17 protein-coding genes and 1 tRNA gene are annotated in these 18,891 nt (G+C 44.6%); 4 read left to right on the forward strand and 14 right to left on the reverse strand.

The window, feature by feature from the left end; all coding sequences use genetic code 11:
* Positions 1-24 precede the first annotated feature (24 nt).
* The 13 genes from HXT59_RS01210 to HXT59_RS01270 form a co-directional block, all read right to left on the reverse strand.
* Entirely contained in the window at positions 25-1,044 is a 1,020-nt protein-coding gene (locus tag HXT59_RS01210; RefSeq protein ID WP_421784329.1) for an FAD:protein FMN transferase, read from the reverse strand.
* A 45-nt stretch (positions 1,045-1,089) separates the two neighbouring features.
* A complete protein-coding gene (locus HXT59_RS01215; protein WP_004109922.1) occupies positions 1,090-2,340 on the reverse strand; it encodes a Fic family protein in 1,251 nt (416 codons plus the stop codon).
* 322 nt (positions 2,341-2,662) lie between these two features.
* Positions 2,663-3,382 carry a Fic/DOC family protein gene (locus HXT59_RS01220; protein ID WP_116994916.1) on the reverse strand — a complete coding sequence of 240 codons (720 nt, stop codon included), beginning with the start codon at positions 3,380-3,382 and terminating at the stop codon, positions 2,663-2,665.
* A gap of 18 nt (positions 3,383-3,400) precedes the next feature.
* The gene (locus HXT59_RS01225) at positions 3,401-3,586 is read right to left on the reverse strand and encodes an antitoxin VbhA family protein (protein ID WP_012913757.1); all 186 of its coding nucleotides are present in this window, start codon (positions 3,584-3,586) and stop codon (positions 3,401-3,403) included.
* Positions 3,587-4,162: 576 nt separating this feature from the next.
* Positions 4,163-4,477, reverse strand: a complete 315-nt coding sequence (locus HXT59_RS01230) for a F0F1 ATP synthase subunit epsilon (RefSeq protein ID WP_033888552.1) — start codon at positions 4,475-4,477, stop codon at positions 4,163-4,165.
* Positions 4,478-4,479: 2 nt separating this feature from the next.
* Positions 4,480-5,967 (reverse strand): F0F1 ATP synthase subunit beta, encoded by a 1,488-nt coding sequence (gene atpD, locus HXT59_RS01235; protein ID WP_004109936.1) that lies wholly within the window; start codon positions 5,965-5,967, stop codon positions 4,480-4,482.
* 6 nt (positions 5,968-5,973) lie between these two features.
* The gene (locus HXT59_RS01240) at positions 5,974-6,978 is read right to left on the reverse strand and encodes a F0F1 ATP synthase subunit gamma (protein WP_004574170.1); all 1,005 of its coding nucleotides are present in this window, start codon (positions 6,976-6,978) and stop codon (positions 5,974-5,976) included.
* Between the two features lie 3 nt (positions 6,979-6,981).
* Positions 6,982-8,643 carry a F0F1 ATP synthase subunit alpha gene (gene atpA / locus HXT59_RS01245; RefSeq protein WP_012913755.1) on the reverse strand — a complete coding sequence of 554 codons (1,662 nt, stop codon included), beginning with the start codon at positions 8,641-8,643 and terminating at the stop codon, positions 6,982-6,984.
* Between the two features lie 16 nt (positions 8,644-8,659).
* Entirely contained in the window at positions 8,660-9,241 is a 582-nt protein-coding gene (locus HXT59_RS01250) for a F0F1 ATP synthase subunit delta (RefSeq protein WP_064621453.1), read from the reverse strand.
* 99 nt (positions 9,242-9,340) lie between these two features.
* A complete protein-coding gene (locus HXT59_RS01255) occupies positions 9,341-9,883 on the reverse strand; it encodes a F0F1 ATP synthase subunit B (protein WP_004109948.1) in 543 nt (180 codons plus the stop codon).
* Positions 9,884-9,938: 55 nt separating this feature from the next.
* Positions 9,939-10,172 carry an ATP synthase F0 subunit C gene (gene atpE, locus HXT59_RS01260; protein WP_004109950.1) on the reverse strand — a complete coding sequence of 78 codons (234 nt, stop codon included), beginning with the start codon at positions 10,170-10,172 and terminating at the stop codon, positions 9,939-9,941.
* A 77-nt stretch (positions 10,173-10,249) separates the two neighbouring features.
* Complete coding sequence (gene atpB / locus HXT59_RS01265) at positions 10,250-11,104, reverse strand: F0F1 ATP synthase subunit A (protein ID WP_004109952.1); 855 nt, start codon at positions 11,102-11,104, stop codon at positions 10,250-10,252.
* A 201-nt stretch (positions 11,105-11,305) separates the two neighbouring features.
* On the reverse strand, positions 11,306-12,337 hold the full coding sequence (locus HXT59_RS01270; RefSeq protein WP_421783946.1) for a homoserine O-succinyltransferase: 1,032 nt from the start codon (positions 12,335-12,337) through the stop codon (positions 11,306-11,308).
* 155 nt (positions 12,338-12,492) lie between these two features.
* Between HXT59_RS01270 and HXT59_RS01275 the strand changes: the two genes are divergently transcribed.
* Positions 12,493-12,566, forward strand: a tRNA-Met gene (locus tag HXT59_RS01275).
* Here HXT59_RS01275 and HXT59_RS01280 read toward each other — a convergent pair.
* Complete coding sequence (locus tag HXT59_RS01280; protein ID WP_116285258.1) at positions 12,526-12,777, reverse strand: helix-turn-helix domain-containing protein; 252 nt, start codon at positions 12,775-12,777, stop codon at positions 12,526-12,528. The two genes, HXT59_RS01275 and HXT59_RS01280, sit on opposite strands and share 41 nt — an antisense overlap.
* Before the next feature lie 160 nt (positions 12,778-12,937).
* On the opposite strand from HXT59_RS01280, the gene HXT59_RS01285 reads away from it, so the two are divergent.
* The 3 genes from HXT59_RS01285 (at position 12,938) to HXT59_RS01295 (ending at position 18,615) form a co-directional block, all read left to right on the forward strand.
* The gene (locus HXT59_RS01285) at positions 12,938-13,771 is read left to right on the forward strand and encodes a tyrosine-type recombinase/integrase (RefSeq protein ID WP_033888551.1); all 834 of its coding nucleotides are present in this window, start codon (positions 12,938-12,940) and stop codon (positions 13,769-13,771) included.
* A gap of 198 nt (positions 13,772-13,969) precedes the next feature.
* On the forward strand, positions 13,970-15,028 hold the full coding sequence (locus tag HXT59_RS01290; protein WP_004109958.1) for a hypothetical protein: 1,059 nt from the start codon (positions 13,970-13,972) through the stop codon (positions 15,026-15,028).
* 185 nt (positions 15,029-15,213) lie between these two features.
* A complete protein-coding gene (locus tag HXT59_RS01295) occupies positions 15,214-18,615 on the forward strand; it encodes an LPXTG cell wall anchor domain-containing protein (RefSeq protein WP_421783948.1) in 3,402 nt (1,133 codons plus the stop codon).
* Positions 18,616-18,891 lie beyond the last annotated feature (276 nt).

Raw genomic sequence — 18,891 nt, forward strand, 5'->3', positions numbered from 1 at the left:
GGAATTATTCAGCATTACTCAGCATTATTCAGCAAAAAAGCGCGCTGGGAATGCGCGCGTTTTGCGAAGCGCATGATTTGGCTGCATTACAGCAAACTCAGCGCCAACATTTTGCACGATTTTTTGCAAATCGTTTTCTTGCGAAACAAACAACGCAGTTGCGAGCGCATCGGCATAAGCCGTTGGAAAATCGCAAGTTTTCCTAGGCACATACGCCCAACTTGCGCATAAATCGCAAGCAGGAATGCCGTCAAGCGCATTAATCAAATGAGTCGCAATTAAATTAGACTCAAAACCACTTGCGTCTTTTACTTTCCATCGCCTTCTTGCATTAGACGATGCACACAACGCTCCTCTTGCGATTGATGCCACTCCAACTGCTTGAGCTGTGTCAAAAGGATTTTCCAGAGCCACTTTTATTTGACTATTCTCTTTGCTAAAGCAAGCGCGCATATCTCCGCCTGCGTTTACCAAAAAATCAAAATCGGCAGGCGAATCGCTATCCGCAGGCGAATCGCCACTAAGCTCCTCTTTAATAATCTGCGTTACAAGATCTACAAAATAGCCCTTTCCAGCTGCACCAAAATCAAGCTGCACTGGCTGATTTATGCAAAGCGTTGCGCCGCCGTCATCTCGCGAAATATCTGCCCACTTAACTGGCAGAGCGCGGCGATAGTTAGAGCAACTGTAGCTGCTGCTATTATCGTTCTTGCCTGCGCTAGCTGCCGACTCCGGAACGAATTGCACAGAATTGTTGTAGCCAAGCGCAAGCAGATCCGCACCAATACAAGCGTCAAAAGCACCGTGCGTGGCATCGTAAAACTCGCTATAGATCGCAAAAAGCGGCTGAGCCCACGTTGGAAACTCAAACTCGCCGCCATGCTCCGCACGAGCCATGCGCGAAACAAGCGAATCCGCACGAAAGCGCGAAAGCACCGATTCATACTCTTCAATAAAAGCGCGAATCCGCTTCTGCACGCGCTGCGGAATCGTCACGCTGCTAGAGATAATAATCCCCGTGCCAAGCGCGCGCTCAATCGCCATTACATTCCCAAACATCACTTTCCTCACACAAAAACATCGCTTGCCTCACGCAAACATTTCATTCGCTTTTTTAGAAAGCTCATACCGAAGAGGGCGTTCGCCAATAGAATCAACCAGCTCAAGCTCAATCAAACCGTTAAGCGCGCTCACAATCTTTCTCTCACCAATCTTCTCATCAATTGCATTGCCAACGTATTCGCTTAGTTGCTTGCGAGTCATCGGAGTTGGATTATACGAAAAAAGCTTATTTTGCAACAAAATAGACAGAACTTCACGCTGCACTTTAGAAATTTCTTCCTCTGAGAAAAGCTCACGCAGCTTACCCATACAGTAAATAATGTGCTTTAATTGCACACTAATATTCTCAAACACTTCGCCCTGTGCTTTTACAATATATTCCAACATTGTGCAACAAAACATAGTTAAATCATTGCAATTAAACAGCTCCTGAGCTTTAGAAAAAGCAGCATAGTATCCAGATTTTTCTGCATAAATTATAGAGCTTAAGCTCAAAATTGTTGGCATCGAAAGATGCTCATGCAATTGCAAAGCAAGCAAAAACCGCCCAGTTCTACCGTTTCCATCGTAAAACGGGTGCACGCTCTCAAAAGCATAGTGGCACATGCACGCCTTAATAAGCGTTGGAACTTCGCTGCTATTCATCAAACTCAACATCTGTGTTAAATGATCTTGAATTTCTGCTTCCGTTGCATCGCCATCGTGCACTACATTATTTGCACCATCACGAATACTTACTTTTCCACTCCTAAAAATCTCGCCATCTGGAATATTATTTGCTTCTAATTCGCCCTGCATAATACTGTCGTAGATTTTTCGTATATCTTGCAAGGTTTGTGGAATCGAAGTGTCACATTCATTTGAATCCGCAAGCTCGAGAAAAAGCTTAGTAAATTCACTAAAACGCGTATGATTATTCTGCTCGTTTGCAGCATCAAGTGCTTTGGAAAGCTCTTTTCTAGTGCTGTGAACACCTTCAATAATGTTGGTATTTTGCACTTCTTTTGCAATAAGTTGCATTAAATACTCGCGCTGAGCAAACCGCGGCAACTCGTTCCACGCTTTTTCAACCGCTTTTTCAGTATTCGCAATATAATTCATATACGTCACAAGATCCGTTACGCACATTGCAAAAATCTCATGCGCATCAAATACGATTCCAGAACGATACGTCACTGGATTATCAATGCGCAAGCAATACTCTTCTTCCGCAATATCACAAGGTTTTGCATTACTTTTAGACATTGCAACTATTTTGCGTATTGTTTTGTAATCCATAATGCGACTCCATTTATGTTATTGCGTTTACATTATTGCGTTTACGTTATTGAAGATTTCGTAGTAATGTCTTGCAATATTTTGCTTGCAATATTTTGCTTGCGATATTTTGCTTATACGCAAATAACGCATTTATCACAAAATGATTGCATAACTAATATAAAAGTCTATTCTATACCTACATTTTGGCAAAATGAAGGCATAGCACACAAAAAACATTCGTCTATACCGACATTTTGGCAAAAACGCGCTATAGAAACATCGGAAGCATTGGCAACATCACACCACTCGTTTCGGCGTTCGCAATACTCAAACGCTAAATTCAATCTATGCCGTAACGCGTTTTATACGCAGCGTAATCCTTATCTTGCAAAACACTAGCCACATTCGGAGCGTATTCGTATTCTTCTTCAACAAGATGCGCAAACTGCTGCTGAGCTAAAAGCTCAACATTCAAAGGCTTTGTAATAATGTGGAACATATCCTCAAGAAGCTTCGTATCGTTAGCATCTTTAGCCTGGATTGAAGCTTCGTCGTTAACACGCTGCGTTATTAATCCCCAATCGAAATGGTATCCAGCATCTCGCGCAACTATATCCCAAAAAACGCGTTGCGTTCTACCATTGCCCTCACGAAATGGGTGTAAAACATTAAAATTATTGTAATTTACACTTAGCTTACTAATAAACTCGTCAATAGATAAACCTTGCAATAAATTATCATTTTTAAGCGTTTGCTCACAGTAACGAATCCCAACGCCCATGTATTCAAGCGGATGAAACGGTTCGCCGCCGCCTTTAGTCATATCTATAGTGCGAATCTGGCCAGCCCAATCGTAAACATCTTGAAAAAGATAATGATGAATCCACTGCAATTGCTTAACAGTTCCTTCAGCATGTGGCAAGTTTTCGTACAAAATAGAACATCTTGTGAGAACAGCATCGTTCTCATATTTATCTAATTCAATCTGATTATTTATATTAGATTTGTTCTTCAATACCCTTGTGTGAGGAATAAGATAAGGGTCAAAAACTGTTTCCACGACACACAACCCAATAACTTAATCCATCACGCCATATCTAGAACGCATTCTAGCAACAAATTCATTGCTACTTATAAGACCATTAGCATATTGATTTGCGTCATAAAGAAACTCTTTTGAAGGCGAATTGCCTTCAAGTTTGCCTGAAGCTATTGCAAGACCCAAATTTTCTTGACGCCTACGTTGCGTTTCTTTATCAATCATTTCTTCTCCCTGCCAGAACCCGCTCAAAAATCAAAAATAACTACACACTATTTTACTATTCGCAATGCATTTTGATCACAGCATATTTTGCGATTTTGCATATTCAAAAGTAAAGATTCGCAAAACTTAAGCAAAAAGAAAGAGCCTTCGCACACGAACGCAAATAGGCACTCACTTTCAAAAGTGAAAAAATTTTACAGTTTTGAAAGTGAAAGTGCGAATCTGCTTGCAAACACTCGCCACGATTCTTACGACATTGAAGGAATCCGCGTAATAGACATAGCGCAATGGCTGCTCGAAACAAACACGTCGTTTCGTTTGTGAGCGTTACTTTCTCAGTCGGCTAACTGAGTTTTTAACAGTGTTTTGCCAATCACCGTTACTTTCTCAGTTCGTTAGCTGATTTAGTAACAGTGCTTCGCCTCTGAGATCTATTTTCTTTACAAACGCGCTATAAAAACAAAAAGGCAGGAGCCTGAGAATATCCCAAACTCCTGCCTTAGAAGAGATTACCTTGCTTACACAAGTTCATAAACTTACAAAAGCAACAAACTTACATAAGCAACAAAAGCAACCTTAAATCACCTTAGCGTTAGGCAGCACGTTGCCGTCTTTATCAACGTTACAACTATGCTCAACAGCAATCGTAATATTGTCAGAGTCAACCGAGTAGAAGCCATCCGTCACCTTAAAAACGTGACGCACGCCTTTCAAATCGTCAACCTTCACAAAACCGTGATCAATCAACGCAAGCACAGCCTCATGTCCAGGAAGCACGCCCATTGCGCCATTCACAGAAGGAATAACCACAAACTTGGCGTCACCTTCCCAAACAGGATGCCTGGCTGCCACCACACTAACGTGCAGCGATTTTACTTGCTTCTCCGACATAATCACGCACCAAACTCTTGCTGCATATCGTGCCAACGACGCTCAAGATCATCAATGCCACCGATACCAGAGAATGCCTGCTCAGGAATCTCATCGTAAACACCATCGCAAATGCGAGTGAATGCCTCAATGGTTTCGTCTGCTGGCACATAAGAACCTGGACGACCAGTGAACTTTTCAGCCACATAGAAGTTCTGACCAAGGAACTGCTCAATCTTACGAGCGCGGCTGACAGTAGTCTTATCTTCCTCACCAAGCTCATCGATACCAATCAAAGCGATGATGTCCTGAAGCTCCTTGTTACGCTGCAAAATAGCCTTAACGCGGTTCGCGCAATCATAATGAGCCTGACCAACGTAACGCGGATCCAAAATTCTAGAAGTAGAAGTCAAAGGATCCACAGCTGGGTAAATACCCTTAGCTGCAATATCACGCGAAAGCTCAGTAGTTGCATCCAAGTGCGTAAAGGTTGTTGCAGGTGCAGGATCAGTGTAATCATCTGCAGGAACGTAAATAGCCTGAAGTGACGTAATGGAATGGCCGCGCGTAGAAGTAATACGCTCCTGTAATGCACCCATTTCATCTGCCAAGTTTGGCTGGTAACCAACTGCGGAAGGCATACGACCAAGCAGCGTGGAAACCTCAGAACCAGCCTGAGTAAAGCGGAATATGTTATCGATGAACAGCAACACATCCTGATTCTGCACATCGCGGAAGTACTCAGCCATAGTCAAAGCGGTAAGAGGCACGCGAAGACGAGTCCCAGGAGGCTCATCCATCTGACCAAAGACAAGCGCTGTTTTCTCCAAAACGCCAGCATCAGCCATTTCGCCAATCAAATCGTTACCTTCACGGGTACGTTCGCCAACGCCAGCAAACACAGACACACCACCGTGATTCTGTGCAACGCGCTGAATCATTTCCTGAATCAACACAGTTTTACCAACGCCTGCACCACCGAACAGACCAATTTTACCGCCCTGAACGTAAGGGGTAAGCAAATCGATAACCTTAATACCAGTTTCGAACATCTGAGTCTTAGACTCAAGCTGATCAAAAGCAGGTGGGTTACGGTGAATTGGCCAACGCTCAGTTACTTCAATGTGTTCGCCAGGCTTAGCATTCAAAATGTTGCCTGTAACATCGAACACGTGACCCTTAGTAACATCACCAACAGGTACAGAGATTGGGCCGCCAGTATCTCGCACTAAAGCACCACGAACCAAACCGTCAGTAGGCTTTAAAGCAACTGCACGCACAGTCGAATCACCAAGGTGCTGCTCAACTTCCAGCGTAATCTCGTGGACGGTATCTCCCTCGGTGTTTCCAACGGTGTTGATATCGACTTTGAGAGCATTGTAAATATCCGGCAGATAGCCGACCGGGAATTCAACGTCAATCACGGAACCCTGAACGCGGGTTACGCGACCAGCTGTTGGATCGACCTCCTGCTCAGCTTCTGGAGGCGCTGTGGTCTGATTTTCAGCCATATGCTCCTAATCCTCCTCATTATTCAGCGCATCAGCGCTGCCGATAATTTCGGTAAGTTCTTGAGTAATGGATGCCTGACGAGAAGCATTAAGCTTTCTTGTCAAATCATCCACCAAATTGCGGGCGTTATCTGTAGCCGTATGCATAGCGTTCTGTCTGCTTGCCGTTTCGGAAGCAGCAGAAGTAAGTAAGCACTCGTGAATACGAGACTGAATATACTTCGGCAAAACAGCATCCAATACTTCATCCGGGCTTGGTTCGAAGCAATACTCCACAGCTTCTGGATTGCTGCGGCTCACTGCTTCTTCACGAGCCGAAACTGCGCTCGTAGACGACAATGCTGCTGAAGGACCAGAAGCTGCTTCATAGTCAGGACGATGCATAGAAAACTCTTCACCGTCCTTCAAAGGAACCAACTCAACTGGCAGCATGCGTAACGTACGAACTTTTTGCCTCACCATATTTATAAATTCAGTGAACACAATATACAGTTCCGAAACTCCGCCTTCTGCTTCCGGCGTCATATAAGCGTCCATTAAAGTATCGGAAATCTTTTCAGCAATAGTAACGTCTGGGTGGTCAGTAGAACCTTCCCAAGTACCTGCCACATCGCGATTGCGATACTTGTAGTAAGTTGCACCGCGTCGACCGTACACGTACAGTTCTGCATGCTTACCTTCTGCATCGAGTTTTGCAAGAAGTGCTTCAGTCTCACGAATAATCGAAGACGTAAACGCACCTGCCATACCACGATCAGAAGTAAGAGCTAAAACTGCTACACGATTGCCAGCATGCTCTTTACCAAAAATAGGATGCTTAATATTTGCTTCGTGATGAGCTACCAACGCCTGCACGGCATCGAAAATTGCGTCACTATAAGGCTTAGCATTAAGCGCAATATCTCGCGCTTTAGCGATATGAGAAGACGCAATCATTTCCTGAGCCTTAAAGATTTTACCCAAAGACTGTGTGGAAATAATTCTCGATTTCAATGCAAGTTGGGAGGACATACGCTACTTCCCCTCAGGCTCGCGACTGTCTGCTTTCGGCTTAGCTACGAGCTGTTCCTTCTCAACAGGAGCAGGGTTTTCAGCCGGCGGCAAAGAATCCTTTACAATCAAAGGCTTGCCAGCAGATGTCTTAAACGTCCTACGGAAATCATCAATGGCTGCATCAAGCTTAGCTTCAGTTTCCTTAGTGAAGTCTTCAGTATCGCGAATTACTTGCAAAATGTCGGTTCCCTTATCCAAGTAATCCAACAATTCGCTTTCGAAACGCAACACATCCTTCACAGGAATATCGTCAAGCTTGCCATGAGTACCAGCCCACACAGAAACAACTTCTTGCTCCATTGCTCGAGGAGAGAACTGCTTCTGCTTAAGTAGCTCAGTCAAACGAGCACCACGAGTAAGCTGCGCCTTTGAGGCTGCATCCAAATCAGAAGCGAACATTGCGAAGGATTCCAAAGACTTGTAACGAGCCAAGGAAATCTTCAACATGCCGGAGACTTTCTTCAAAGCCTTAGCCTGAGCTGCACCACCAACACGAGACACGGAAATACCAACGTCTACTGCTGGACGCTGACCGGCGTTGAACAAATCAGACTGCAAGAAGATCTGACCATCGGTGATAGAAATCACGTTGGTTGGAATGTATGCAGAAACATCGTTTGCCTTGGTTTCGATAATTGGAAGACCGGTCATAGAACCGCCACCCAAATCGTCAGAAAGCTTAGCACAACGTTCAAGCAGACGAGAGTGCAAGTAGAACACGTCGCCTGGGTAAGCTTCACGCCCAGGTGGACGACGCAAAAGCAAGGAAATTGAACGGTATGCTTCTGCTTGTTTCGACAGATCATCGAAAACAATCAAAACGTGCTTGCCGTTATACATCCAGTGCTGACCGATTGCAGAACCAGTGTAAGGTGCAATGTATTTAAAACCTGCAGAATCAGAAGCTGGACTTGCCACGATTGTGGTGTACTTCATAGCTCCTGCTTCTTCAAGGCTTTGACGCACTGAAGCAATAGTAGAACCCTTTTGACCGATTGCTACATAAATGCAGCGAACCTGTTTCTTTGGATCTCCAGTTTCCCAGTTAGCACGCTGGTTAATAATCGTATCTATTGCGATTGCAGTCTTACCTGTTTGACGGTCACCAATAATCAACTGGCGCTGACCACGACCTATTGGCGTCATTGCGTCAATAGCCTTCAAACCAGTAGACAATGGTTCATCGACTGGATGACGGTGAATAACGTCTGGAGCCTGGGCTTCAAGAATACGACGCTCACTGCACTCAATCGCACCCAAACCATCGATTGGATTACCCAACGGATCCACAGTACGACCAAGATAAGCGTCACCAACCGGCACAGACAACACCTCGCCTGTGCGGTATACTTCCTGCCCTTCCTCAATACCTGTAAAATCGCCGAGAATAACGACGCCGATTTCGTGTGCATCAAGGTTGAACGCAAGACCCAAGGTATCGTTCTCGAATGTGAGCAGCTCGTTTGCCATGCAGCCGGACAATCCAGCTACGTGCGCAATGCCGTCACCAGCCGTAACAACATAGCCAACTTCTTGCGTTGGCATGTCGGTAGGCTTATACGAGTCAACAAACCCGTCGAGCGCCTTGCGTATCAGGGCGGGATCAATAGATAGTTCCGCCATAATTCTCCTTAATTTACTACTTCACTGCCTGTGTCCAAGCACCATTTCGCGCAGAACGCTGCAACTGCTTAAGCTGCATCAACATGGTGCGATCGGTTATTTGATCACCGATTTGTATACGCATACCACCAAGTACGTTTGGATCCACAATTGGGTTAATGTATGCACGATGACCCAACTTATTGCTGTAGATTTCAATCAAACGCTTAATTTGCTTATCTGTAAGCGGCTGAGCAGTAGTGACTGTAACCAATGTTTCGCCAGCTTCACGCTCAAATCCTGACCAAGCACCACCGAAGCTACCGGTTTTACCGCTTTCGGCACCTCCGTGCCAAGTTCCTACTAGATAATGCATAATGCGCAATACAACAGGGTGCGCCTTACCTCCAATAAGCTCGTCAATAAGGCGAGACTTATCTTCCGAAGACCTATTCGGATCAGTAATCGCATCAGAAAGCTCAGGATACTTATCAATCATGTCCATCATTGACGAAAGCTCGTCTGAAATGCGCTGCGCTTCATCGTGCGCATCTGAGATGGCCTGAGCAAGCGAAGAACGCGACAAACTATCGTTTACTCGCGATGCCTTTTCTGGCATTCTTACCTCCTCGTTTCTGTAAAAAACGAAGTAATGCAAATAATACAAAATGAAATAACCGTAATTTTATTTTGCGATCATTCAGTTTTGTACATTACTTTACTTGCTTTGATCCGAATTTTTAGTGTCTCCAACTTCATCGATCACATGATCAATAATCTTGGAGCTGACGGTATCGTCATCCAATTTGGATGCAAGAATCTTGCCAGCTAAAGCTGCTGCAAGAACCGACACCTCTCCTTGGAGGCTGGACATGGCATGCTTATGCTGAGCCTCAATGGAATGCTGCGCTTCACTGATAATCTTCGCAGCATCCTTTTCAGCACGTTGTCTAGCTTCGCCAATAATTTTTGAAGCTTCCGATCGAGCCTCTTCACGAGTCTTTGCAGCATCAGTTTGAGCTTGAGAAAGTTCGTTTTCAATCTGGCTCTTCAACTCGTCTGCTTCACGCTGCACATTAGCAGCCTTAGCCATTCCGCCTTCAATTTTTTCTGCACGCTCGTCGAGAATTGCCTGGAATTTAGGCATAACAAACTTGTAGAAAAACGCTGCAAGAACTACCAAAACTACTAATGACCACAGTACGTCATAAGGCTCAGGCAAGAACAACGCCAACTTATTACTTCCGGCTGCATATGCCATGGCTTGTCCTTTCTATTCTTTCAACACTATTCGTGTTGTGCATTGTAAGTTTTGTTCAGGCTCCCATAATGTAGGAAACGAAGCCAAGCAAGCCCAAAACCTCAATAAATGCCAAGCCGACGAACATAAACAGCTGAATGCGGTTGCCAACCTCTGGTTGACGTGCAGTAGATTCCATAGCCTTAGACACTACTATTGCCATGCCGAGTGCAGGGGAAATAGTTGCTACAGCAAAGCCAAGAATGCTCAGGTTGCCGGTCAAACCTGCAAGAGCGATGATACTATTCATTGGTTTCCTTTCTGTTGAAACAGTAACCAGTATAAACCCGTAAGATATGTAAAATCTGAAAATCTAAACTACTTTTATTAAGCAGCTACAACAGCAGACTTTTCTTCCTCTTCCGGATAACTTTCCGAAATGTAGACTGAAGCAAGCACTGTAAAAATAAATGCCTGCAAGCCAGCTACCATAATTTCGAATAGGGTAAACAGAATGCCACCAAGCAGCCACAAAGCACCGCCTAAGGCAAGGAGTTTATTGCTGGAATCCACCACGAAGAAATTGGTGAATACTAAACAAGTGGCCACCAGCAAATGGCCAGCAATCATATTCGCAAACAAACGAATTGTAAGCGAAAGTGGTCGCACAATTATTAATTCTATGAGCTGCAATGGCGAAAGAATAAAGTAAATCGGCCATGGCACACCCGCTGGGAACAATGCTTCGCGGAAGAATCGCAAAAAACCTTTTTCGCGAATGCCAGCAATAAGATATTGGCAAACAACCCACAAAGCAAATACCAACGGACAAGCAATGGTTGCGGTTGCAGCCATATTTAATCCTGGAATCACAGAACAAAGATTAAAGAAGAAAATAGTGAGGAATAATGTGGACATCATTGGCACATAGCGCTTGCCGCGTTCCTCGCCAATCATTTCGTAAACAATGTTGTAGCGCACAAAATCCATCAAAATTTCAAGCACGCTTTGGAATCTGCCAGGAACCACCTTTGCTCGCATAGCACCAATTCCAAAAATAATCATTACTACTACTGCCATAAGTAAGCGCACCAAAATAATGCGATTCATGGCAAATGGAGTGCCTTGGAACAAAATTTCTGGAGGCAAAAACTCACTAATATTAGGTAGCTCTGGTTTATTCGAAGCTACAGTAGAAGCTACAGTTGTGGTCTTCTGTAAAACATCAACCATTACATCCATAAGTGCCTCCTTATAGCAATTCGTTCACACGCCTCAATTCAGTGCCGCTCACTCACATACTCAATTCATTCATTCTCGCGGCATATATATCAAACTAGATCATATGTTTCATATTTCGTAAGGCGCGGGGCACGAAACGAAAAATACATCTAACTGCTGATTGTACTCTTCGCTTGTACATAAATTACGCAACTTCAAAATTTATTTGCTCATACCGTACTTAATACCGTCAAATGGACAAAAGTTATCAGAACGCGGAGAAGCCGGCTCATGTCTTATAGAACGTTCAGTTCCAAGCTTTCCAGCAGTTCTTAAATGTGGAATATCAGAAAGATTGTAAGGCGTAGTTTCGTACACCCAGTTAAGCCAGTTGCGCCAAAGCAAATTCGCGTGTGCACGCCAAGAAAATAGTGGCTCTAATTTTGGATCGTCATAAGGGAAATAGTTGTAAGGGAATGGCACGTTGCTCAAACCTTTTAACATGTCACGCTCATATTCTTGCGCAAGAGTCATTTTGCTGTATTCCCAGTGTCCAAGCGCAAAAACTTCAGAAAAATCACGCGTAGCGACTAAGCCTGGGCCAGATTCGGGACCATACGTAAGAATTTGTAAACGCTGATCTGCAGAAATGCTGTCAACATCAACACTCGCTATTCTAGAATGCGGTTGTAAAGCGATTTCATCAAAACCATTTGTAAGAAAACAGTACTCATCCTGCAAATATTGCGGGAACACACCAAAAACTTTTTTGCTGAGAACATGCTTTTTTACGCCATATCGATAGTAAAGCGCACCCATTGCACCCCAGCACAAATACATTGTTGAGAAAACGTGTGTTGATGCCCAGTCAAGAATTTGCGTAAATTCGTGCCAGTAGTCGACATCTTCAAATTCCATATGCTCAACAGGAGCGCCCGTCACAACAAATCCGTCGTAATAGTTGTTACGAAGTGCGTCAAGATTTTCATAGAATTTTACTAAATGATCAGCGCTAACATGCGTTGATACATGCGTAGAAGTTTTCATAAAATCGACGTCGACTTGCAAAGGAGATTTAGAGATGAGTCTCAAAAGCTGAGTTTCTGTCTCGATTTTTTTGGGCATAAGATTCAAAATCAACAAACGAAGTGGTCGAACATCCTGCTGTTCTGCTTCTGGGCGTTCCAATGCAAAAATTCGCTCAGCATCTAATATGCTTCGCGCTGGCAATCCTTCAGGAATCTTAATAGGCATGTGTTTATTATACTCCACACTTGTTTATGTTTATTGTGCCTATGTCACTCATGTGCACGAATCGTAAAATTCTAACCAAATACAGCGAGACACGCCCGAAAGTTGACAAATTTAAATTTGCACCTATCGTAGATAGAGCTGCTAAAAGTAGCCGACGCGGGGTGGAGCAGCTCGGTAGCTCGCTGGGCTCATAACCCAGAGGTCCATGGTTCAAATCCATGCCCCGCTACGAATAAGGTCGTAGGTTCTACTTTTAAGAATTCTGCGGCCTTTTCTATTTCCGGAACACGCCATGGAGTGGCTTCATTTAATCTCATATTGACCGACGGTCGTGTCATATCTAATACTTCCGCCAATTCATTTTGCGTACGTCTTTGACCCGCCAAAAGCATACGAATATTCATTGTCACAATCTGATTCAATGTCAAATCCATTATCATTCATCTTTCTTTCCTAAAACCAACTAGCCTTTTCATCCTATCGGTTAGTTACATATATAGTATATCACATATTATGTATTTGTAAAAAAAAACGGACTTGAAACCGTGTAACGAAACAATACGTAAAATCTTTTCTCTACGTATTCTAGTCTATGTTTTTATGTTAAAAATCAAAAGAAAACTACTCCCTAATAGTTGGGAAACATATGTTACACATTGGCTGGAATATCTTGAAGCAAGTGGATATACAGAAGATACGATTAGATGCCGCTACTACAAAATCAGTCGGCTTGCACGCCTACTTAATCAGCCACCAGAAGATATTACAGGACAACAACTTGTTGAGCTTTTTGCACACCAAGACTGGAAACGAGAAACGCGCAAAGGTTATTCTTCAACAATACGCTCGTTTTACTCATACATGATTGAAGAAGAAATTATTGATGTCAATCCAACAGTAAAGTTACCTAAAATTCGTAAAGAATACGCAATACCTCATCCATGTCCTGATTACATCATTCGTGGTGCTTTAGCCCGAGTTAGAGGTAACAAGGAGTATGAAGCCATGCTCAGGCTCGGGGCAGAATGTGGATTACGACGTAGTGAGATAGCACAAGTATCTTCATCCGATATTATGATGCTTAATACTCATCCCCAGCTTCTTGTACACGGTAAAGGACGCAAAGAACGCACTGTCCCCATCGCGCCAGATCTCGCACAAATCATCGCCAACAAGCATGGATACATGTTTCCTGGCAGATGGACCGGTCACGTCGAAGCATCCTATATTGCGCATCACATCTCTCAGCTTCTTGGTAACGGATACTCCACACATAGTCTCAGACATCGATATGACACTAAGGCATATGAAAGTACACACGACCTTCTCTTAGTATCTAAACTCCTTGGCCACGCTAGTGTAGAAACCACTCAAATATATATCAGTCTCACATTCCCTGATAGCAGTGCCATTACAGAAGCTGTTCGCCTCTAAAACAAGACAATATGAGGGGAGCACACGAGCATATTGACTTTATATCAAAAAGTTGCCAATCGTATTCTCACTACTATGTATAAAGCAAAAGTTATCGAGATTAGGAAAGAAAAATTAGAACGACACTAAGTATGTATATATCTTTCACCTGAATATTTACGTATAGTAAAAACATAGATAGAAAGACGAAGGATAATTATGGCTAATATGGATAAAAATCAGATTATTAAACAAGAAACCGAGATTACGAGACTAGATGCTATTTCTGGTCGCGGTGACCAGAAGCCAGGGAGCAAGAAGAAGCGTAAGCTTATCATCATTGCTACTGCGGTTGTTGTAGTTATAGCTTTGCTGGTTGCGAGTATGCTGGGTGTGAAGTCTTTAAGAGATTCCAAGACTCAAGCGTGCATCCAGGCAAACAGTGCGTACGCCAAAGCGTGGGCACAGTACGAGAAGACACGCCAGGATGCTGATGAAACTGCTAAGACTGTGACTAGTGTGGAGCAGGTTGCAAACGCTAAAACCTACACCACATTCACAGCCCAGCATGCTAAGAGTAAAAAGGTAAGTAAGGCGCAGTCTTTGAATTGTGCTATCTCCTACACTCAGGCTTTCAACGCGACCATGTCTAGTCTTGATAAGACTACAGCACAGCTTAATAAGACCACTAAGGCTCTGAAAAACTCAGTCGTTCAGGTCACAAAGTCGAAGAATGTGAAGGATCTTGAAAATGCTAAGAATATGGTGAAGGCGAAGCTTGATGAGATGAATAATCTGCTCTCCTCATCAGACGGTCAAGTGGCTGATAATGCTACTCGTGATAACCTGCAAAACCAGATAAACACGCTTACCGCAGCGTTGAATGATAAGAAAGCAACCGTCGAGTCTTTGACTAAGGCTCTTGAGCCAGTCCAAGGCGCAATCGACAGTGTAAACGCAAGTATACAAGCGAAGCAGCAGGCAGACGCTGCCGCAGCGGCTGCGGCGCAAGCAGCTCCGCAGGCTCGTTCCCAGTCTGCGGCTCGTACTAGCTCGGGAGCTCCTCGTTCAAGTACTCGTGGTGGGTCTTCTTATAGTGCGCCAGCACAGAATAAGAATTCGGGTGCGGTCGACTGGGATAAATACCTTGCTGACGGGAAAGCATATAATGAATTACATAGAACACCTAATCAATGTCGATATATCTATCGCTGTGGCACTGGATGGAATACCGATGGAACACCAGATGGTGACGGTGATGTAACTAATAGCAAATAGTTTCCATCTTTACTCATTTTCCCTTTACATAGTGGTTGGTTTTAGACGACTTCTAAAACCAACCATTTTTATCAATACCAAATTTTTATTGATATAAAATAAAATTTTTTCATTTTCTCATTACTGAATGTGAAACTTTTTGGTTTCGCATTTCATAATAAGCAATTTGAAAAAGGGAGACTTTTATGTCGCTTTTCGCTAAGCATAAAAGTATGAGAGACAAGATCCGACAAGGTTCACATCGCGCTCTTGCTGGTATCGTTGTCGCATCAACAATGTTGACAGGATCCGCATTTGCCGCTGGCGGTGCCGGATGGACAGGTGGAAACACTGGCGGATCTGGCACATATAAATCGAATACATTCTGGGTTACCGATGATAACCTAGGTTCCGCATCAGATAATGAAGCAGTGGTGCGCGCTATCCAATCAGAAGGTGTAGCCATCGGTAGCTCTGCTACCCGCGAAGCAGCAGCTAGAGCGCAAATTAACGCTGCATTATCCAAGGCTCGCGGTGATTGTGAAACAGAGTATACTGCGCGAGGTGGCACTGGTTCGGCAGACTGCCGCATCTGGGGTGTAGGCTTCACCGCAACAACAGCAGGACCAGGAATCACAAAACCGGAATATAACAATACTTCTAGCGCGCAAGCAACTGGCGCTCAATGGTTATCAGCATGGAACAACGAAACACAGAACGGTACCAGAAAATATAATCACGGCGGTAGCGAATACACAGTGTTTGATGATATTGATTCAGCTAATACACTCGCTTCATTCGCTGCTCAGGGTATGAGTACGCCAAATACTGATTTGATTGTTATCGTTCTTGCAAAAGACCAGCCTAAACTGTGGGACTTTACCCCTGATAAGTCCTGGGTAAAATACTCTAACGGCAAATGGGCAACCGTTATTGATGCGAAGCATACCAACACCACCGGTGCAGACACCCAAACCATCCTTGATGGTGACAAGCTCGGCTCTGTGGTTAACGGTAGCTTGGGCGAGAACCTGGGAGATAGCCTCGACACATTCACCCTGTCTGATGATTACACGGCTGCTGACTATTTGTGGGATCCAGATATGAGTGATGTGCATGTGTATGCTGCTCCAATCCCTGAGGCATCAACTACCGTCTCCTCAGTCGATGACATCATCACTAAGGGTACTGACGTGACAAGCCAGTTCACTATCCAACAGGCTGGCACGACCATTACTGCTACCATGACCAGTCAAGCTCTTGCTGCTGCACGTAGTCTTGCTACCCCTATGCAATACACGCTGCTTATCGGAGGCAAGGCGAATTATGCAAATGGTAAGGGTGCAGCCCAGGTACGCGCTGACACAGGCAAAAAAGCTACGGATGAAGTCGAGTTTTGTGCTGATCCAACCACAGGCGCAGCCCTCAATTCTCATGGTTTGAAGAATAAAGGCTCAGAGTCTGCCGCGGGCAAGACAAAGACTACGAACGAACCATACGTGTGTGGTTACGTTCCACCAGTAGCAAAGGCAGTCATATCTGAGGCCTCTCAGGGTGGTGACCAGGACGATATTAATGGTAAGAGTGTCATGCCAGGACAGAAGCTGGAATACGAACTCACTAGCGAACCAACCATTCCAAACAACCTGAGTTATGCTATCGAGTCTGTTGCATTCACTGACACGTATGACCAGTATCTTGAGCTTGACAAGCAGACTATCGAGCTGCGTGACCTTGAAACCGGTCGCACCATCAGTAAGAAGAACTACACGCTTACTGCAGATACCGAGAAGCATGAGTTTACTATCGAACTCAACAAGGATTACGTGACAGCGAATATGACCGCGGGATCTAAGCATCGTTTCCAGGTTCGTTTCGAAGGCACGGTATCCAAGAACGCTCCAACAGACCATAGTGTGGATAATCAGTGGGGTTTGAAACTCAACAATAGTTTGACCTCGTCTAACGTGGTATCGAATAAGCCGGTAGAGCCAAAGCCTGAAAAGAAGGATGAAACCAAGACTGGTATCAATATTGATGGCAAGACCGCATACGTAGGAGACGATATTTACTACCGTCTCACTTTAAGCGCAGCCACGTTGAAGGACACTGCGTATAAGGTTCACCGTCTCGGCATGATCGATGACTATGATGATGAGTACTTGCAGCTCAATGACAAGAATATCGAAATCCTAGACGCAGCCGGTAAGGACGTCACCAACAAGTTCAATATCCAGGTTAAGGATGGTGTCGTCTACGTGTTCGCTAAGACCGTAGACACGGAGTATCTCGGAGATATTCTTCCAGGGGATCCACAACCAACAGATTTAAAGGCCTACGCTGGCAAGGTATTGGATGTGACAAAGGATCCTGCAATCGACCAGTCTCTCCTTGGTCAGGATTACACCATCGTGCTTCCTATGACAGTCAAGCAGGTCAAGGACGGGTATGTAGTGAAGAACACTGCCACCCAGATTACAAACGATCGCAAGGATGTAACGAACACGGTAACTAACCCGTTAAAGGTTATTAACCCGAAGAAGGATGTGACTGTTAAGGTTAATGGCGAAAGTGCGAATGGTAAGAGTATTTATAAGGATCATCAGTTCTTGTATCGTCTCGATAGCTCCAAGATCGCTGGTAACCGTGCCTACAAGCAGATCAAGAATTGGCGCATCGTGGATGATTATGATGAAAAGTTTGACAAGCTAACCGGCCAGTGGGCAGTCTATGTCAACAACGACATTAAGCTCGCTGACGGCACTGTGATCTCCAAGGGTAGCCGTATCGACGGTAGCGGTGTTGATGCCGGATATTTCACTTTCACCGAGGCTAATGGTGCGTTTACTGTAGAGGCAACACAACAGTTCCTTGATATTGCATCTGCTATGGATAGTGACTTGTCCTGGACAGCGTACGTGCAAATGACCCGTTTGGGCGTAAGCGATCGCGTAGAAAACACGTTCGTGGAAACCATGAATGATGTTGAACGCGAATCCAATATGGTGTGGACCAAGACCCCAGACCAGACCCCTGCTATTAAACTCATCAAGTACGACGCAGCATCTGGTCTTGAAGCGGGAGACCGTAACACACCAAGCGAAGCCTTGAAGTCTACCAAGAACGGCACCAAGATTGTGTTCCGTATCATCAACACCGGTAAAGTCAACCTGACCAAGATCACGTTAGATGATAAGACTATCGCAGGCTCCGGTACGGTAACTAATCTGGAGTATCCAGCAAACTGGTCTAACCTGGTATTAAAGCCTGGCGAATACGTAGAAGTCAAGGGCACGTTGACTGGTATGAACACGATGAATCATACCGACCGTGGTCACACGACTGGTACACCTATCGTGCCATGCGCATCCCATAACGATCACCCATTCGACCCAAACGGTGGAGATAATGGTAATGGTGGTAATACGGGTGTGTGCTATGACACTCCAGTCGAAGATTCTGATGATTGGAACGGTGTTACTGCTGCACCATTGGCTCAGACTGGTAGCGCGGTCGTGTCTATCGCTATCGCTGCTCTTGCAGCCCTGGGCGCAGGAGCAAGCATCATGATCACTAAGCGTAACAAGGAAAATGCTCGTAAGCATTAACCCGTAAACACGCTTAGTATTAACTGGCGAGGGGTCGCACATGCACACGGGACTATCTCCGTGCAATGGTGTGGCCCCTCACTCTATATTTTCTTCTTCCTCTATTGATTTCTTATTAATCTTTCACACGTAACGGTTCATACTCATGAGTAGAAAAGACACAGCCTTTACCCCTAGTCAACGTGCTTATCTCAACAGTCTTCCAGCTATCAAACACGCGACAGCCACACGAATCTACTACACAAGCCAATTCCACAAAGACGCTGTCCAGCAATA

Origin of the sequence: Gardnerella sp. KA01001 (assembly GCF_049244025.1) — a bacterium.
Classification (GTDB): domain Bacteria; phylum Actinomycetota; class Actinomycetes; order Actinomycetales; family Bifidobacteriaceae; genus Bifidobacterium; species Bifidobacterium swidsinskii.

What these genes read in the sequence shown, in the direction of transcription:
- HXT59_RS01230 (WP_033888552.1), bottom strand. Translation starts at nt 4,477, where the DNA reads ATGTCGGAGAAGCAAGTAAAATCGCTGCACGTTAGTGTGGTGGCAGCC.
- HXT59_RS01270 (WP_421783946.1), bottom strand. Translation starts at nt 12,337, where the DNA reads ATGCCTATTAAGATTCCTGAAGGATTGCCAGCGCGAAGCATATTAGAT.
- HXT59_RS01215 (WP_004109922.1), bottom strand. Translation starts at nt 2,340, where the DNA reads ATGGATTACAAAACAATACGCAAAATAGTTGCAATGTCTAAAAGTAAT.
- atpB (WP_004109952.1), bottom strand. Translation starts at nt 11,104, where the DNA reads ATGGATGTAATGGTTGATGTTTTACAGAAGACCACAACTGTAGCTTCT.
- HXT59_RS01225 (WP_012913757.1), bottom strand. Translation starts at nt 3,586, where the DNA reads ATGATTGATAAAGAAACGCAACGTAGGCGTCAAGAAAATTTGGGTCTT.
- HXT59_RS01285 (WP_033888551.1), top strand. Translation starts at nt 12,938, where the DNA reads ATGTTAAAAATCAAAAGAAAACTACTCCCTAATAGTTGGGAAACATAT.
- HXT59_RS01290 (WP_004109958.1), top strand. Translation starts at nt 13,970, where the DNA reads ATGGCTAATATGGATAAAAATCAGATTATTAAACAAGAAACCGAGATT.
- HXT59_RS01280 (WP_116285258.1), bottom strand. Translation starts at nt 12,777, where the DNA reads ATGATAATGGATTTGACATTGAATCAGATTGTGACAATGAATATTCGT.
- atpD (WP_004109936.1), bottom strand. Translation starts at nt 5,967, where the DNA reads ATGGCTGAAAATCAGACCACAGCGCCTCCAGAAGCTGAGCAGGAGGTC.
- atpA (WP_012913755.1), bottom strand. Translation starts at nt 8,643, where the DNA reads ATGGCGGAACTATCTATTGATCCCGCCCTGATACGCAAGGCGCTCGAC.
- atpE (WP_004109950.1), bottom strand. Translation starts at nt 10,172, where the DNA reads ATGAATAGTATCATCGCTCTTGCAGGTTTGACCGGCAACCTGAGCATT.
- HXT59_RS01240 (WP_004574170.1), bottom strand. Translation starts at nt 6,978, where the DNA reads ATGTCCTCCCAACTTGCATTGAAATCGAGAATTATTTCCACACAGTCT.
- HXT59_RS01250 (WP_064621453.1), bottom strand. Translation starts at nt 9,241, where the DNA reads ATGCCAGAAAAGGCATCGCGAGTAAACGATAGTTTGTCGCGTTCTTCG.
- HXT59_RS01255 (WP_004109948.1), bottom strand. Translation starts at nt 9,883, where the DNA reads ATGGCATATGCAGCCGGAAGTAATAAGTTGGCGTTGTTCTTGCCTGAG.
- HXT59_RS01295 (WP_421783948.1), top strand. Translation starts at nt 15,214, where the DNA reads ATGTCGCTTTTCGCTAAGCATAAAAGTATGAGAGACAAGATCCGACAA.
- HXT59_RS01210 (WP_421784329.1), bottom strand. Translation starts at nt 1,044, where the DNA reads ATGGCGATTGAGCGCGCGCTTGGCACGGGGATTATTATCTCTAGCAGC.